This is a genomic window from Candidatus Pelagibacter sp., from assembly GCF_052049775.1.
In the GTDB taxonomy this organism is placed as follows: domain Bacteria; phylum Pseudomonadota; class Alphaproteobacteria; order Pelagibacterales; family Pelagibacteraceae; genus Pelagibacter.
The window spans coordinates 59,027-75,101 of the sequence record NZ_JBNGZH010000029.1 but is presented as its reverse complement, the minus strand read 5'-3'; the positions used below and the strand labels follow the sequence as shown (position 1 = coordinate 75,101).

18 protein-coding genes and 1 tRNA gene are annotated in these 16,075 nt (G+C 30.6%); 12 read left to right on the top strand and 7 right to left on the bottom strand.

From position 1 onward, the window contains the following. Positions 1 to 492, top strand: a 492-nt coding sequence (locus tag ACTT83_RS04645; protein ID WP_440918953.1) for a hypothetical protein, incomplete at its 5' end; no start/stop codon positions are given. Here the strand turns inward: ACTT83_RS04645 and fumC are convergent. Then, positions 480 to 1,868 (bottom strand): class II fumarate hydratase, encoded by a 1,389-nt coding sequence (fumC, locus tag ACTT83_RS04640; protein WP_440918952.1) that lies wholly within the window; start codon positions 1,866 to 1,868, stop codon positions 480 to 482. The genes ACTT83_RS04645 and fumC overlap by 13 nt on opposite strands. Before the next feature lie 66 nt (positions 1,869 to 1,934). Between fumC and ACTT83_RS04635 the strand changes: the two genes are divergently transcribed. Beyond that, a complete protein-coding gene (locus tag ACTT83_RS04635) occupies positions 1,935 to 2,306 on the top strand; it encodes a phosphoribosyl-ATP diphosphatase (protein ID WP_440918951.1) in 372 nt (123 codons plus the stop codon). Here the strand turns inward: ACTT83_RS04635 and nadC are convergent. Both nadC and nadA read right to left on the bottom strand, forming a co-directional pair. Further along, the gene (gene nadC, locus ACTT83_RS04630) at positions 2,303 to 3,136 is read right to left on the bottom strand and encodes a carboxylating nicotinate-nucleotide diphosphorylase (RefSeq protein ID WP_440918950.1); all 834 of its coding nucleotides are present in this window, start codon (positions 3,134 to 3,136) and stop codon (positions 2,303 to 2,305) included. The genes ACTT83_RS04635 and nadC overlap by 4 nt on opposite strands. A gap of 6 nt (positions 3,137 to 3,142) precedes the next feature. Next, complete coding sequence (gene nadA / locus ACTT83_RS04625) at positions 3,143 to 4,132, bottom strand: quinolinate synthase NadA (RefSeq protein ID WP_440918949.1); 990 nt, start codon at positions 4,130 to 4,132, stop codon at positions 3,143 to 3,145. A 57-nt stretch (positions 4,133 to 4,189) separates the two neighbouring features. On the opposite strand from nadA, the gene ACTT83_RS04620 reads away from it, so the two are divergent. After that, a tRNA-Leu gene (locus ACTT83_RS04620) sits at positions 4,190 to 4,275 on the top strand. A gap of 159 nt (positions 4,276 to 4,434) precedes the next feature. Then, complete coding sequence (locus ACTT83_RS04615; protein WP_440918948.1) at positions 4,435 to 4,722, top strand: DUF1330 domain-containing protein; 288 nt, start codon at positions 4,435 to 4,437, stop codon at positions 4,720 to 4,722. Between the two features lie 11 nt (positions 4,723 to 4,733). Here ACTT83_RS04615 and ygfZ read toward each other — a convergent pair whose 3' ends face one another. Next, positions 4,734 to 5,621 (bottom strand): CAF17-like 4Fe-4S cluster assembly/insertion protein YgfZ, encoded by an 888-nt coding sequence (ygfZ, locus tag ACTT83_RS04610; protein WP_440918947.1) that lies wholly within the window; start codon positions 5,619 to 5,621, stop codon positions 4,734 to 4,736. 43 nt (positions 5,622 to 5,664) lie between these two features. On the opposite strand from ygfZ, the gene ACTT83_RS04605 reads away from it, so the two are divergent. Beyond that, complete coding sequence (locus ACTT83_RS04605) at positions 5,665 to 6,972, top strand: dihydroorotase (RefSeq protein ID WP_440918946.1); 1,308 nt, start codon at positions 5,665 to 5,667, stop codon at positions 6,970 to 6,972. On the opposite strand, the gene ACTT83_RS04600 is transcribed toward ACTT83_RS04605, so the two are convergent. After that, positions 6,965 to 7,297 carry a DMT family transporter gene (locus ACTT83_RS04600; RefSeq protein WP_440918945.1) on the bottom strand — a complete coding sequence of 111 codons (333 nt, stop codon included), beginning with the start codon at positions 7,295 to 7,297 and terminating at the stop codon, positions 6,965 to 6,967. The two genes, ACTT83_RS04605 and ACTT83_RS04600, sit on opposite strands and share 8 nt — an antisense overlap. Further along, a complete protein-coding gene (locus ACTT83_RS04595) occupies positions 7,290 to 9,191 on the bottom strand; it encodes a propionyl-CoA synthetase (protein ID WP_440918944.1) in 1,902 nt (633 codons plus the stop codon). Before ACTT83_RS04595 ends, ACTT83_RS04600 begins: the two co-directional genes overlap by 8 nt. A gap of 210 nt (positions 9,192 to 9,401) precedes the next feature. Between ACTT83_RS04595 and ACTT83_RS04590 the strand changes: the two genes are divergently transcribed. From ACTT83_RS04590 to ACTT83_RS04575, 4 genes are all read left to right on the top strand, one after another. Further along, positions 9,402 to 10,172: a bacteriorhodopsin-like gene (locus ACTT83_RS04590; protein ID WP_440917343.1), complete on the top strand. Its 771-nt coding sequence runs from the start codon at positions 9,402 to 9,404 to the stop codon at positions 10,170 to 10,172. Between the two features lie 80 nt (positions 10,173 to 10,252). Then, positions 10,253 to 10,573 (top strand): 2Fe-2S iron-sulfur cluster-binding protein, encoded by a 321-nt coding sequence (locus ACTT83_RS04585; RefSeq protein ID WP_440918943.1) that lies wholly within the window; start codon positions 10,253 to 10,255, stop codon positions 10,571 to 10,573. Beyond that, a complete protein-coding gene (locus ACTT83_RS04580; RefSeq protein ID WP_440918942.1) occupies positions 10,574 to 11,593 on the top strand; it encodes an NAD(P)/FAD-dependent oxidoreductase in 1,020 nt (339 codons plus the stop codon). Beyond that, positions 11,586 to 12,212, top strand: a complete 627-nt coding sequence (locus ACTT83_RS04575) for a glutathione S-transferase family protein (protein WP_440918941.1) — start codon at positions 11,586 to 11,588, stop codon at positions 12,210 to 12,212. Before ACTT83_RS04580 ends, ACTT83_RS04575 begins: the two co-directional genes overlap by 8 nt. A gap of 219 nt (positions 12,213 to 12,431) precedes the next feature. On the opposite strand, the gene ACTT83_RS04570 is transcribed toward ACTT83_RS04575, so the two are convergent. After that, positions 12,432 to 12,956 (bottom strand): TraR/DksA family transcriptional regulator, encoded by a 525-nt coding sequence (locus ACTT83_RS04570; protein ID WP_440918940.1) that lies wholly within the window; start codon positions 12,954 to 12,956, stop codon positions 12,432 to 12,434. Positions 12,957 to 13,082: 126 nt separating this feature from the next. Between ACTT83_RS04570 and ACTT83_RS04565 the strand changes: the two genes are divergently transcribed. From ACTT83_RS04565 to ACTT83_RS04555, 3 genes are read left to right on the top strand one after another with little or no spacing between them, the layout of a single operon-like run. Then, entirely contained in the window at positions 13,083 to 14,357 is a 1,275-nt protein-coding gene (locus ACTT83_RS04565) for a glycosyltransferase family 39 protein (RefSeq protein WP_440918939.1), read from the top strand. An 8-nt stretch (positions 14,358 to 14,365) separates the two neighbouring features. Beyond that, positions 14,366 to 15,235, top strand: a complete 870-nt coding sequence (locus ACTT83_RS04560; protein WP_440918938.1) for a glycosyltransferase — start codon at positions 14,366 to 14,368, stop codon at positions 15,233 to 15,235. Positions 15,236 to 15,240: 5 nt separating this feature from the next. Beyond that, positions 15,241 to 16,071 (top strand): heparin lyase I family protein, encoded by an 831-nt coding sequence (locus ACTT83_RS04555; RefSeq protein WP_440918937.1) that lies wholly within the window; start codon positions 15,241 to 15,243, stop codon positions 16,069 to 16,071. Positions 16,072 to 16,075: the final 4 nt, after the last annotated feature.

The window sequence follows — 16,075 nt, the reverse complement described above, 5'->3', positions numbered from 1 at the left end:
TCTCAAATTTTAGATAATAAAAATCTTAATGCTATAGTAAATTTTGATGTTAAGAATGTTTATGATTTTGATAGATTTTCAGATTTATCATTAAAATTGAAAATAGAGGAAGGAAATTATAATTTTTCTAATTCTAATATAATTTGGAAAGAAAATGTAAATGTAAGTTTTTCTGATGCATTTTTAGATTTTGACAAAGAAAAAATCAATTTTAATGGAAGAACTTCATTTGATGTTCAAAATCAGGATGAGTTTTTTAAATTTTTTCAAATAAAAAAAGATTTAAGAAAAAATATAGGAAAAATAGAATTAGACTTTAATTATGATTTTAATGAGGAGAAAATTACTTTTGACAATTTAAGAATTGATAATAAGTCCAATAAAAAGATAGAAGAAATTATCTCAAATTTTAATTCAAATAGTAAAAAATTCTTTAATAAAATTACTTTTAAAAATTTTGTAAATGATATTTTAGCAGCTTATTTTGGATAAATCATTTTTTTTGGATTTACTATTCTTTCAAAATCTTTTTCATTAATTAATTTTGTTTTTAAAGCCTCCTCTTTTAGTGTTGTGCCTTTTTTAAGCGCTGTCTTAGCTATTTTGGCAGAGTTATCGTATCCAATATGAGGAGCTAGTGCAGTAACTAGCATTAATGAGTTGTCTAAAAATTTTTTAATTTTTACTTTATCTGCTTTAATTCCTTTAACGCAATATAGAGCGAAATTATTGGTACTATCTGCAAGAAGATCAATAGATTGTAAAATGTTATGAGCAATTAATGGTTTAAAAACATTAAGCTCAAAATGTCCATGTGAACCTGCCATTGTTATTCCATTATGATTACCGATTACTTTAACACAAACCATTGTCACTGCTTCTGATTGTGTTGGATTTACTTTTCCAGGCATAATCGATGAACCTGGTTCATTTGCAGGTAAAATTATTTCACCATATCCAGCTCTTGGTCCCGATCCTAAAAATCTTATATCATTAGCAATTTTCATTAAACTAACAGCAGTGGTATTTAAGGTTCCAGAAAAATTTACAATTTCATCATGAGCTGCCAACGCAGCAAATTTATTTTTAGTTGGTTTAAAAGGTAGTTTCGTTATTTTTTTTATTTCGTTTATTACTTTTTTATCAAAACCTTTTTTACTATTAATTCCTGTACCAACTGCAGTACCACCTTGAGCTAAATAATAAATTTCATTTAAAGCATTTTTAATTCTTACAATACAATCCTCTAATTGAGATTGATATCCTGAAAACTCTTGTCCTAATGATAAAGGAGTTGCATCCTGAAGATGAGTTCTTCCAACTTTTACAATATTTTTAAATTGGGAAACTTTTTTTTTCAATTCTCTATTTAAAAGCTCAAGAGATGGTAGCAACTTATTTTTAGATTCCATAGCTATAGCTATATGCATTGCTGTAGGAAATACATCATTAGTAGATTGAGATTTATTTACATGATCATTTGGATGAACTGGTTTTTTTGTACCTTTTCTTCCACCTAAAATTTCGATTGCTCTATTCGCAATTACTTCATTTACATTCATATTAGTTTGGGTACCAGAGCCAGTTTGCCAAACTTTTAGTGGAAAGTGTTTATCTAATTTACCACTGATTACTTCATTGGATGCTTTTACAATCGCATTAGAAATTTTTGGTACAATCTGTTTTTCTTTTCTATGAACTATAGCAGCAGCTTTTTTAATGATTGCGATAGATTTAATTAAAACTGGTCTAACTAAAAATTCACCAATATCAAAATATTTTTTTGATCTTTGAGTTGAAGCTCCCCAATATTTATCATTAGGAACATTAATTGTTCCAATACTATCGAATTCTTTTCTTAATTTCATTGATTAATAGGCAAATATTAAATTACTATAAATATACATTAATTTTATAAAACTTACAGGAGCAATATGTCAAATTTTAGTAAGGTTGGAATTTTTATGAAAACCTTTGGTCAAGAAGTTAAAAATAAGCCTTCATTTAGCACAGATAAAATCAATAAATTAAGATTAGATCTAATAAAAGAGGAATTAACTGAGCTAACAGAAGCAATGAATAATAAGGATTTATTAGAGGTTGCCGATGCTTTAACGGATATCCTGTATGTTACTTATGGGGCAGGTCACGCTTTTGGAATTGATTTAGATAAGTGTTTTGATGAAGTTCAAAACTCTAACATGAGCAAGTTAGACGAGAATGGAAAACCAATTTATAATGAACACGGCAAAGTAATGAAAGGTCCAAATTACTTTAAACCAGATCTTTCAAAATTTGTTAATTAAATTTCTAATTTAAAATCAATTGCTGGTGCACTATGGGTTATGCCACCAACAGAAATTCTATTTACACCAGTTTTTGCAACCGATTTAATCTTTTTGAGATTAATATTTCCTGAAGCTTCAGTTTGATAATATTTTTTTGCAAGCTTGACTCCTAATTTTAAATTTTTAACACTCATATTATCAAATAAAACACGATCAAATTTTAATCCGATTATTTTCTTCAGCTGTTTAATTGTATCTACTTCCACTGTTATTTTTTTTCTTTTTTTGTTTTTGATTGCCAAACTTACTAATTCCCTAATGTTTGAATTTGCAATATGATTGTCTTTTATCAAAAATTCGTCACTTAAGTTAAATCTATGATTAGTTCCCCCACCTAATTTTACTGCATATTTTTGTATAACTCTTAAATTAGGAATAGTTTTCCTAGTACAACAAATTTTACATTTTTTTCCTGCCAATTTTACAAATTGATTAGTTTTTGTAGCAATACCTGAAATATGAGATAAAAAATTTAGTGCAACTCTTTCTGCAATCAAAATATTTTTTTTATTTCCTTTAATAATTGCGATTATTGAATTTCTTTTTACAAAAGACCCTTCTTTCGTTTTTGTAATGAATTTAATTTTTTTATCTATAAGTGCAAAAGTATACTTTACAAATAGTAGCCCACCAATCACAGCATCCTGATTAGATACTAATTTTGCCTCAATTATTTCATTATTTTTAATTAAACTAGAAGTAATATCACCTGAAGGATATAAATCTTCATTGAGCGCAAGTTTAACGTTACTTTTTATAAAATTTTCGCTGAGTTTTATTTGAGACACAAAAAGTTATCTGCCGATAGAAACCATTTTTTCAACTGACATTCTTGCTTTATTGATTGTTTCTTGATCCATAATAATTTCACCAGTTTCATTCTCTAAACAATCTAAAATTTTTGGCAATGTTATTTTCTTCATGTGCGGACACATGTTGCATGGCCTGACAAATTCTACATTTGGATTTTCGACTTGAATGTTATCACTCATTGAACATTCAGTTACCATCATAACTTTCTTTGGTTGATTATCTTTAACATAGTTTATCATTCCCGAGGTTGATCCTGCAAAATCACTTGCCTTTATTACATCTGGTGGACACTCAGGGTGAGCTATGATTTTAATCCCTGGGTTGCTCTTTCTAATATTTTGAATTTCTTTTTCGTTAAATTGGTCATGAACAATACAAATTCCTTTCCAAGAAATAATCTCAACATCTGTTTGAGAAGCAACATATTTTGCAAGATAATCATCTGGTAAAAAAATTACTTTTTTAACCCCTAAAGATTTTACAATCTTTACTGCATTTGCCGATGTACAACATACATCTGTTTCTGCTTTTACATCTGCAGAAGTGTTGACATACGAAACTACAGGCACACCAGGATATTTTTCTTTTAATAATCTGACATCTTTTCCGGTAATTGAAGATGAAAGAGAACAACCTGCTTTCATATCTGGTAGTAAAACTTTTTTATTTGGGCTCATTAACTTTGCAGTTTCAGCCATGAAATGTACACCAGCCATAACAATTATATCTGCTGAAGTTTTTGAAGCTTCCACAGCAAGAGCTAGAGAGTCTGCTGAGAAATCTGCAATACCATGATAAATTTCTGGGGTTTGATAATTGTGAGCTAAAATTACTGCATTTTTTTCTTTTTTAAGTTTATTTATTTTATGAATATAGGGAGCATGCACTGACCATTCAATTTCAGGCATAACCTTGGAGATCTTTTTATAAATAGGATCAGTTGCTTGTTTTACTTCCTGATTAAATTCCATAATAAAAATTTATCAATTTGAAACCTACTTGTCATTGATTTAATGTGGGTCAAATTTGCGGCTATGCTGAAATTGGTAGACAGGCACGGTTGAGGGCCGTGTGGACCTAGTCCATGAGAGTTCGAGTCTCTCTAGCCGCACCAAAATGAAATTTTTATGGGGACTTTTTAATCAAAAATTTCAAATTTTTAAGCTTAGTGTGCTCAGAGTGTGCTCAGATTGTGCTCATTATTTTTTTCAATTTAAAACAATTTAGACTCTTGGTTCAGGATTTGTTACATTAAAACATAAAGGAGAAAATTATGAGCAAAGGATATTTGATAGCACATCTTAAAGAACACGATAAAGAAGGTATGGAAAAGTTTAAAAAAATGTCCGGACCAACTATTGGAGAGCACAATGGCAAAGTTCTTGTTCGTGAACCCAGTCCTGACGTAAGAGAAGGTGAAAATTTAGGTACTGTTGTATTAATTGAATTTGAAAGCATTGATGCTGCTCGTAAATTCTATGAGTCAGAAAAATATCAAGCGGCTAAAGCGGTTAGAGAATTAGCGGCGAAAGCTCATCTAGTTTTAGTTGAGGGGAATTGAAACTCAGCTATTTAAATTTTAAGCCATTCGGGCACGAAAATTTTAAAAGAACCATTTTTACCTTGAAATATTTTGTCCTTTTCAAAATTTGAATCTAAAAATTTAATTAGGGCAAAAGGATACGTTTCATTAATTAAGACTTTTCCAATCTCAACATTATTATTTAAAACACTTTCATTCTCCATTAATTCTCCATCAATAATCTCGATTGGTAGTAATCTTTTTGAAAGCTTATTTTTTAATTTTATTCTGGCAGTATTTTCTTGCCCAACATAACAGCCTTTTTTAAAATCAATACCATTTAGTTCTTCAAAGTTACACTCAATACCAAATAATTTATTCTTCAATTTATTTAAGTCTTTTGGAACTATACCAAGTTTATGACTATGGATATGATAGTTTTCAATTTTATCGTTTTTAAGATCAAGCTTTTTCAAAGATAAATAAAGTTTTTCAAGATTAATTATAAGTCTAGCACCCAAGTGTTTATTTCTCGGATCTAAAAAAATAGGATCTTCTCTATACTTAAATGTAAAACCCAAGATATCCTTTGTACCTTCAATAGATAAATATTTTTCGTATCCAAAACTAGCAACCACAAATTCGTTACTTAAATTAAGAATTTCTACTTTTGATCTTATTTTATATAAATTTAATTGTTTAAATATCTCATCAGACTGAGATTTTTCACAATCAATGAAGTAACCCAATTTGTGTTTCACAACCATAAATTCATATAAAAATTTACCTTGCGGAGTAAACAATGATGCAAAACAACTGGAGTTATCTGTAACTTTGTTAATGTCATTGCTAATCAGATTTTGCAGAAAATCTTTTGCATCTGAACCATTGACGTAAAGTATGGCTCTATCTTCTAATATATAAACACTATTATTCATATTTGATTGATATCTGATTTTAATATAATAACTTTTCTCAAAAATGTTAGATCTAATAATCAAAAATGGACAGTGCTATATCAATGGGAAGTTAGAAAATAAAGATGTTGCTGTTAAAGACGGTAAGATATCAAAAATTGGTGATGTATCAGAAGAAGCAAAAGAAGTGTATGATGCAAAAAACCTAATAGTCTTGCCTGGATGTATTGATACCCAAACTCATTTTAGAGAACCTGGCTCAACAGATACTGAAGATCTTCATTCAGGAAGTAGAGCAGCAGTTGTGGGAGGTATTACGGCAGTGTTTGAAATGCCAAATACTAACCCACCCACATCCAACATTAAAGAATTTCAAAGAAAATTAGATCTTGCAAAAAATAGAATGTATTGCAATTACGCTTTCTATTTTGGTGCAACAGCCGAAAACGTTAATCAATTAGCAGAGCTGAAAGATTTAGAGGGATGCTGTGGTATCAAATTATTTGTAGGTTCATCAACAGGTAATCTTTTGGTAGCACTTGAGGAAGATATCGATAAAGTCTTTCAACATTGCTCAAAAATAGTTGCGGTTCATTCGGAAGATGAGGAAATTTTAAATAGGAATAAAAAATTAATTAAGAATGGAGATGTTCACTCTCATCCCCTATGGAGAAGTGAGGAGTGTGCTATTTCTTCAACTAAAAGAATTGTTAGAATTGCCAAAAAATATAATAAGAAAGCTCACGTTCTTCATATAACAACAAAGCAAGAAATAGATTTTTTATCTCAACACAAAGGTAATATTACTTTCGAAATTACCCCGCAACATTTAACAATCTATGCTCCAGATTGTTATGACAAACTTGGTACCTATGCACAAATGAATCCACCAATTAGAGATAAATCTCATTATGATAGATTATGGTATGCAGTTAAAAATAATATCAATGACACAATTGGCTCAGACCACGCCCCACATTTAAAAGCAAACAAAGATAAAGAGTATCCCAACTCACCTTCAGGTATGCCTGGTGTTCAAACTCTAATGCCAGTAATGTTAAACCATGTTAATGATGGAAAATTATCACTTAATCAATTAATGAACTTAGTGTGTGAAAATCCCATTAAAATTTTTGGCATTCAGAATAAAGGATTTATTAAAGAGGGTTATGATGCCGATTTCACGATTGTTGATATGAATAAAAAGATTGTAATAAAGAATGAAAATATTGAAAGTAAATGTGGATGGTCACCTTTTAATGATGTTGAGTTTAAAGGAACACCTGTAGCAACAATTATTGCTGGGAAAACAAAAATGAAAGATGGAAAAATTATAGGAGATCCAGAAGGTACCCCATTAAAGTTTAATTAAGCTTTATTGTAAAACTATTTACTAACACTACTCCAATTACAATTAAAAATAATCCTAATATTGCCTGCCAAGCTAAAGTTTGCTTGAAAAAAATATACCCCAGTATTGCAATTGTAAATATTCCAAGACCACTCCATGTGGCATAAACAATTGCTATTGGCAGTTTGTTCACTACAAAAGTTAGTAAATAAAAAGCAGTTAAATAAAATATGGCAAGAAAACTTGTAGGAATAATTTTAGTAAAGTTTTGTGATACTGGTAGTAACATAGTTCCTGCTACTTCACAAAAAATTGCACCGATTAGAAATAAATAAGTTTTAAGCACTTTTTAGAATATTATTTTTGATTAAATCCTCTTTGATCTCATCTAAAATTGCTGGATCATCAATAGTTGGAGGCATTTTATATTCAACACTATCAGCGATTTTTCTAATTGTTCCTCTTAAAATTTTACCCGATCTTGTTTTTGGAAGTCTTTTAATAACAATTGCAACTTTAAAAGCAGCCACAGGTCCAATTTTATCTCGAACCATTTGAATACATTCTTTAGAAATTGTTTCATTGTCTTTATCTACTCCTGCTTTTAAAACAATTAATCCAATAGGTAATTGACCCTTTAATTTATCAGCTATTCCAAGCACCGCACACTCTGCAACTGACTGATGTTCTGATAAAACTTCTTCGATTGCACCTGTTGATAATCTATGACCTGCAACATTGATAATGTCATCAGTTCTAGACATAATCCAGATGTAACCATCTTCATCAATGTGACCTGCATCATATGTTTGATAATAACCTTCATAGTTTGACATGTAATTTTCTTTATATCTTTGATCTGCATTCCACAGAGTTGGAAAAGTTCCTGGAGGTAAAGGTAATTTTACTACAATATCTCCCATCTCATTTGGTTTAGCTAACGTTTGATCTGATTTTATTATTTTAACATCATAACCTGGTACTGCTTTACAAGCTGAGCCATATTTTGTTTTCATCATTTCAATTCCAGTACAATTTGAACTAATCGCCCAACTTGTTTCAGTTTGCCACCAGTGATCAATTACTGGAACTTTTAATAAATTTTCTGCCCATTTAATTGTATCAGGATCAGCACGTTCTCCTGCAAGAAATAGACTTTCAAATTTACTTAAATCATATTTTGAAAAAAACTTTCCCTCAGGATCCTCTTTTTTAATTGCTCTAAAAGCTGTTGGCGCGGTGAATAAAGATTTTACTTTATAGTCAGAAATTATTTTCCAGAACGCTCCAGCATCAGGTGTGCCCACAGGCTTACCTTCGAACAATACAGTGGTGCATCCTTTGAACAATGGAGCATAGACAATGTAGGAGTGACCAACGATCCAACCAATATCACTTGCCGACCACCAAATATCATCTGTATCAATGTTATAAATATTTTTCATCGTCCATTTTAATGCAACTATGTGACCCCCAATGTCTCTCACGATACCTTTTGGCGTCCCAGTAGTGCCTGATGTGTAAAGTATGTAAGCAAATTCGTTTGAATTCATTTCAACACAATCAGTATCTTTGGCATTAACATGCGCTTCATCCCAACTTATCTCCATTGGCGCATTTAATTTAACTTCGTGACCCTTTCTTTGAAATAAAATCATCTTACTAATTTTATGTTGAGCTTGTTTGATTGCTTCATTTACCAAAGGTTTGTATTCAACAGTTCGTCCTGGTTCAAAGCCACATGATGCGGTCACTAAAAGTTTGGCTTTACTATCATCAATTCTGCTTGCAAGTTCATTTGAAGCAAAACCACCAAATACTACTGAATGTATTGCACCAATTCTTGCACAAGCCAGCATTGCAACCACTGCTTCAGGGATCATTGGCATATAAATTATAACTCGATCCCCTTTACTGACACCTTGATCCTTAAGTGCACCCGCAAACTTTGAAACTTTTGATCTTAATTCCTCGTAAGTAAACTTATTTTTGTTCCCTGTAATGGGGCTATCATAAATTAGAGCAGTTTTATCACCTTTTCCTTGATCGATATGAAAATCTAAAGCGTTGTAACATGTATTGGTCACCCCATCTTCGTACCATTTGTAAAAAGGAGGATTAGATTTATTTAAAATTTTTGTTGGTTTCTTAAACCAAAAGATGTCATCCGCTGCTTCTTGCCAAAATTTTTCGGGATCTTTAATAGAAAGATCGTAAATTTTGCTGAATTTGTCTGACATCGTTATTTTGATTCGTTGTTATAATTTGTTGTGGTTTTTAAATCACAAATTGTATTTAATTTTAAAAAACAAGGAAAATCAATGTAAATTAATGACAATTAAGTCTTCAATAAAGTCTTTTAATTTGGTATTTAACCACAACTTTTGCTTAGGGCGACCTAAGCTTAGTTTATATAAACTAATAAAAACTAACTAAAGAGGGAGTTTTTTATGAAAAAACTTAAAATGTTTGCATTAGCAGCTGTTGCCCTTATCGGTATAACAGGTGTTGCAAACGCAGCGACCACTATGTTAGCTCAAGATGACTTTGTTGGGATATCTTTCTGGATAATTTCAATGGGTATGTTGGCTGCTACTGCTTTCTTCTTCATGGAAAGAGGAACTGTAGCTCCTGGCTGGAAAACGTCAGTAACTGTTGCTGGTCTTGTAACTGGTATTGCATTCATCCATTACATGTACATGAGGGATGTATGGGTGACTACTGGTGATTCACCTACAGTGTATAGATATATTGACTGGTTAATTACTGTGCCATTACAGATGATAGAGTTCTACTTAATTCTAGCAGCTGTAAGAAAAGCAAACTCTGGAATGTTCTGGAGATTGTTAATCGGTTCATTAGTAATGTTAATCGGTGGATATTTAGGAGAAGCTGGATATATCAACGCTACACTCGGTTTTGTAATCGGTATGGCAGGATGGATATACATTCTATATGAAATATTCTCAGGAGAAGCTGGAAAAGCTGCTGCTAAGAGTGGAAACAAAGCACTTGTTACTGCTTTTGGTGCAATGAGAATGATCGTAACAGTAGGATGGGCTATTTACCCATTAGGTTACATTTTTGGTTACCTAACAGGTGGAGTAGACGCTGACTCACTAAACGTGATTTACAACTTAGCTGACTTTATTAACAAAATTGCATTCGGTCTAGTAATCTGGGCTGCTGCAGTAAGTTCAGCTGGTGCAAGAGCAAGATAATTACGCTTTAAAATAAATTTATAGGGCGAGTATGTTTTTACATACTTGCCCTATTTTTTTTTATACCTATATCAAATCAAATGGCAAAAATTACATACATTACCCACGACAATCAAAAGCACGAAGTTGAAGTTCAAAATGGCCTGACTGTTATGGAAGGGGCTATACAAAATGATATTCCAGGAATTGACGCTGATTGTGGTGGAGGAATGGCTTGTGCGACCTGCCATGTTTATGTCAAAGAAGATTGGTTTAATAAAATTCCTAAAAAAGAAGACGGTGAAGAAGATATGTTAGATATGGCATTTGAACCTAAAACAAATAGTAGACTCAGTTGTCAAATTGTAGTCTCAGATGAAATAGATGGTCTTGAAGTAAGTATTCCATCGAAGCAAGCCTAAATGATCAAAACAGATGCATTAATAATTGGTGCAGGTCCAACAGGTTTATTTACCGCGCATCAGTTAAAACTAATTGGTCTTAATTGTGAAGTAGTTGATAATTTAGATAAGATTGGTGGTCAATGTATTGAGCTTTATCCAGATAAACCAATTTATGATATACCCGCTGTGCCTGAATGTACGGGTGAAGAATTAACAAATAACTTAATCAACCAATTAAAACCATTTGATATTAAATTTCATTTAAGTGAAAGAGTGGAAGAAGTTAAAAAAGATAATGATAATTGGTTGGTAAAAACTAATAATAACAAATCTTTTTCAACACCTAATGTAATCATTGCAGGAGGTGTTGGTTCATTTGAACCAAGAAAGTTTTCTCCAAAAGAGTGTGAAAAATTTGAAAATAAATCTTTATTTTATTCGGTAAAAGATAAAAAGATATTTACTGGCAAAACTGTATCAATTTTCGGTGGTGGAGACAGCGCCTTAGATTGGGCTGTTGAATTATCAAAAGAATGTAGTGTGAATTTGATACACAGAAGAGACGAATTTAGAGGTGCACAAGCCACAATAGATAAAGTTCATCAACTTGCAAAAGATGGAAAAATAAATTTATTTACCCAATATCAAATGGCTTCTGTTAAAGGAGATCAAAATTTAGAAAGTATTGATATCAAACATGATAACAATGAGATTAAAAATTTAAAAACTGATTATGTATTAGGTTTTTTTGGTTTAATTATGCAGCTCGGACCAATTGCTAATTGGGGATTAAATATTGATAAAAAAACAATTGAAGTAGATACAGAAAAATTTGAGACTAATCAAAAAGGAATTTATGCAGTAGGGGATATCTGTAATTACCCTGGCAAATTAAAATTAATCTTATCTGGTTTTCATGAAGGTGCTTTAGCTGCAAGAGCTTGTTTTAAATTAGCAAGACCCAATGAAAAATATAGATTTGAATTTACAACAACCTCATCAAACTTATTGAAAAGACTTGGAAAAAAGAGTGATTGAACTTTACTCTGCCAACACTCCTAACGGAAAAAAAATAAGCATCATGCTTGAGGAGATTGGCTATGAATACAAAGTAGTTAATATAGATCTCAACAAAGGTGATCAATTTAAACCTGAATTTAAAAAGATAAGTCCATTTAGTAAAATACCAGTGATCATTGATCAGGATAATAATAAAAATATTTTCGAGTCAGGTGCAATTTTAATGTATTTAGCCGAACAAAGTGGAAAATTTTATGACACAAAAGATCGATTAGAGATAAACCAATGGCTGATGGCGCAGATGGGTTATGTTGGACCTATGTTAGGACAACATCATCAATTTCATCATTACAATCCAGGTAAAAGTCAGTTTGGTGAAGAAAGATACTTCAAGATTTCTAAAAGAATATATGAGGAATTAGACGCAAGACTGTCTAGAGCAAGATTTCTAGCTGGAGAAAATTATACAATTGCTGACATAGGAACTTTTCCTTGGATAGCACGACATGAGTGGCATGACATTGGTCTTAAAAATTATAAAAATCTTACTAGATGGTATGTTGAGATATCTGAAAGAGAAGCGGTGAAGAATGGTTTTAAATTTATGAATACAGATGAAGTTCCACCGAAGCCCTAATTCATTGAGCTAATTAACCTAAATAGTGAAGCAAAAATTCCGTGACCGGATAGTTCTATAGCTACAATTGCAATAATTATTAAAATTAATTTTTGGTTCATTTAATTAATGAATACGAATAACAATAATAGAATCCAAAAAAAACCATAATAATAGTAAATATATTTTTTGGTAAAATTATAGGTAATTGGGTTATGAACTTTTTTACTTTTCTTTTTTTTAGTCATCTGCATGAACTTTCTCATCTTTCTCATGTTTTTCTTGTGCAGCTATAGTATATTTTGCAACAGGTCTCGCCATGAGTCTTTTTAGCCCTATTGGTTCTGCAGTATCTAGGCAAAATCCATAAGTATCTTCTCTTATTCTAGCTAAAGCTTTATCAATTTCTGAAATCAGTTTGATTTGTCTATTGATTGCTTTCATTTCAACATTTTTATCTGTGTATGAACTTGCTTGATCGACAATATCGGCTGAAATACTATTATCATCCATACTGCCGTTATACAGAGCTTCATTGTTTGCTCTAACCAGCTCTTTTTTCCATTCTTGTAATTTCATTCTAAAAAAAACCTTATGTTTTTCGCACATATATTTTTCAGTTTCTTTTGGAATATATGTTTTGGAAATTTTAATAGGTCCTTTGCTAACTTCTTTTGGTTTACTGATGGTCTTAGGTTTTGCTTTAGTTACAGTTTTAGATTTAGCTTTAGTAACCTTTTTCTTAACTTTACTAGTTTTAGGCATTTTTCAATTTGAATTCGAGGGAGTATATTCAGCAAAATAGGGGTGTCAAGCAACGTTAATTATTGTAAATATTTACTTATGAATGTTCTGGATAGAAATATTAATAATATATTTTTTATTTTTGCATTGTCGCATTTAATAATTTGGACACTGATTCCCTCATTAACAAATAAAAATTTACCATTAGACACAATTGAAGCATTAGCATGGGGAAGTAATTTAGATTGGGGTTTTAATAAACATCCTCCCATGAGTGCTTTTTTTCCTGAAGTTCTTTTTCAAATCTTTGGTACTCAAGATTGGGTTTATTATTTATTAAGTCAAATATTTGTGATAATTTCTTTTTATTACGTATTTAAATTTGCTTTTGAAATTTTTAGAGATTTAAAATTAAGTTTAATTTCTGTTTTATTATTAGTTTCTATCTATTTCTATAATTTCACCTCTCCTGAATTTAATGTAAATGTTTGCCAATTACCATTTTGGTCATTAGTTGTTTATTATTCATGGAAAATTTATTCATCACAGGAAATAAAATTTTCAGATTGTTTTCTATTTGGCTTATTTGGTGCGATTGGTTTTTTATCTAAATACTTGTTTATCTACCTTTTGGTATCAATAGATCTACTATTCATTTATTTAATTTTTTTCAAAAAAACTAAAAAATTTGATTTTAAATATTTGATAACAATTGAGGTATTTTTAGTTCTATTAGTTCCCCATTTTATTTGGCTCTTCAACAATGATTTTATAACTATAACGTATGGATTAAACCGAACAGGATTAGAAAGTTCTGGAATTTTAGATCACATTAGTAATCCAGTATTATTTTTATCAAAACAAATTGGAATCCTGGTTCCCTTCTTCTTTTTGATTTGGTTGCTCGCTAAAAAAATAAAATTTAAGCTCAATATAAAAGATAAAAAATTAATATTTCTACTATTTATTAACTTTATGCCTATTATTTTTATGTTTCTGACATCATTGATTACTGGTTCAAAGATTAGAACGATGTGGATGACCCCTTTTTATTTATTTTTTGGAGTGTTATTTTTATATCTTCTTAAATCACAAATTAATTTGAAAAAAATAAATTCATTTCTTTATGGATTTCTATTTTTATTTTTTCTATCTCCTATTCTTTATTCTTATGTCTCATTATCACAGACTGATAAACGAACGGATTATCCTGGAAAAGAAATTGCAATGAAAATTCAATATGTCTGGGATCAAGATTTTGATAAAGAAATTCAATTTGTAACTGGCGATGAGTGGAAAGCTGGTAATCTCTCATATCACTTAAAATCTAGACCAAAGTGGGAGGGGTTAAATAATAAAGAGATACTCAATAATTCATCACAATTTATTTGTGTAGGTGATGTCTGTTTAGGAAGATATTAATATTTTAAATGAAAATTAAAATTTTAGTACCTATTTATAATGACTGGCAATCAGTTTCTAAACTGCTGAACGAAATTGATAATAATATTTCGGATTTGGACCACGAAATCTCAGTGATTATTGTCAATGATGCTTCAACACATGATCGTCAAGAGAGGCAAAAGGTTTTTAACAATATATATTCAATTAAAATTTTAAATATGAAAATTAATCAAGGTCACACAAGATGTATTGCAACTGCATTGAAATATATCTTTGAAAAAGAAGACTTTGATTACGTAATTCCAATGGATGGTGACGGCGAAGATAGACCAGAAGAAATTAAAGAATTTATCAATCAAATAGAAAATTCAAATAATAATCCAATAGTTGGTGAGAGAGTAAAAAGATCAGAAAAATTAATTTTTAAAATTTGTTATCAATTGCATAAATTAATTACATTAACTTTTACTGGTAAATCAATTAAATTTGGAAACTATACATGCCTCCCAAAAAGCACAGTTGAAAAAATGATCAAAGAAAAAGCTACCTGGAATAGTTTTTCTGGATCATTAAAAAAAATTGAAAATAATTTATTGCCAATACCATCCACTAGAGGCACTAGATATTTTGGTCCATCGAAAATGAGTTTTTTTAATTTAGTAAAGCATTCGTTTTCAATCATGAGTGTTTTTAGAAAAACATTTTTAATTCGTTCAGGTTTATTTATTATTTTATATATCTTATTTATTAAGAGTAATGCCTCTGTGGTGACGGCATTGCCTTTGGTATTTTTATTAATAGCCGTCTACTCAATTTCGAATTTAGCTTTAAGAGAAAATATGGCTGAATTTGATAAAGCTTTATCTAATATAAACGATATAGAAAATATTAAATAAGTTTTATGAAAAAAATTTTTGTTACAATTTTTATAACTATAACTTTTTTAGGATCATCCAATTTTCTAAACAAAGTTGATGCAAAAGAAATTACAAATCTTCAATGGAAAAAAAGTGTAGCAAAAGGTAAGAAGCTTTCTAAGTTTAGAGAAACTGTCACCTCTCCAGCTTTAGGTGAAAAAGCTTGGAAGATAACATTGTTACCTAGAGATTGTGGCAGGGATCAAGATGGTGATTATTCCGATTGTGTAAATAATGGTAGAGATGCTGTGGTTGGACATGGAGGTGGAGATCGAGCAAGAAGTGAGTATTCTGCAAAACCTAGATATACGGGTGAGAAGTGGATTTCAGTAAGTATTTTTATTCCAAAAGATTTCAAAACAGTTGAGCCTGTTAGCACTTCTCTTTTTCAGATATATGAATGGGGAAATACTAATCAACAAAGACATCCTAGGATGATGCTTAGAGTTAAAAGAGGTAATTTAGAACCGAGATATTTTGCTGTAAATGGAATGGACTCTCAAGGATTGATATACAAAGATCTCAAAATTGATGACATGAGAGGCAAGTGGACAACTATTATATTCCATACCAAAATGTCTAAAGATCCAGACAAAGGATTTATTAAGATGTATGTTGATGATGTACTCTACAACGATTACAAAGGCAGGACAGGTTATGGCGGCAAATTTTTTAATAAATTCGGAATTTATCATAGCTGGATTAGTAGATGGAACGATGAAGTATATGGAGAATACCCAACTCAAGTTGTTTACTATGACAATCTTTTTAGAACAAGCAGTAAAGAAAAACTTTTAAAATTAATTCAAAATTAATTGT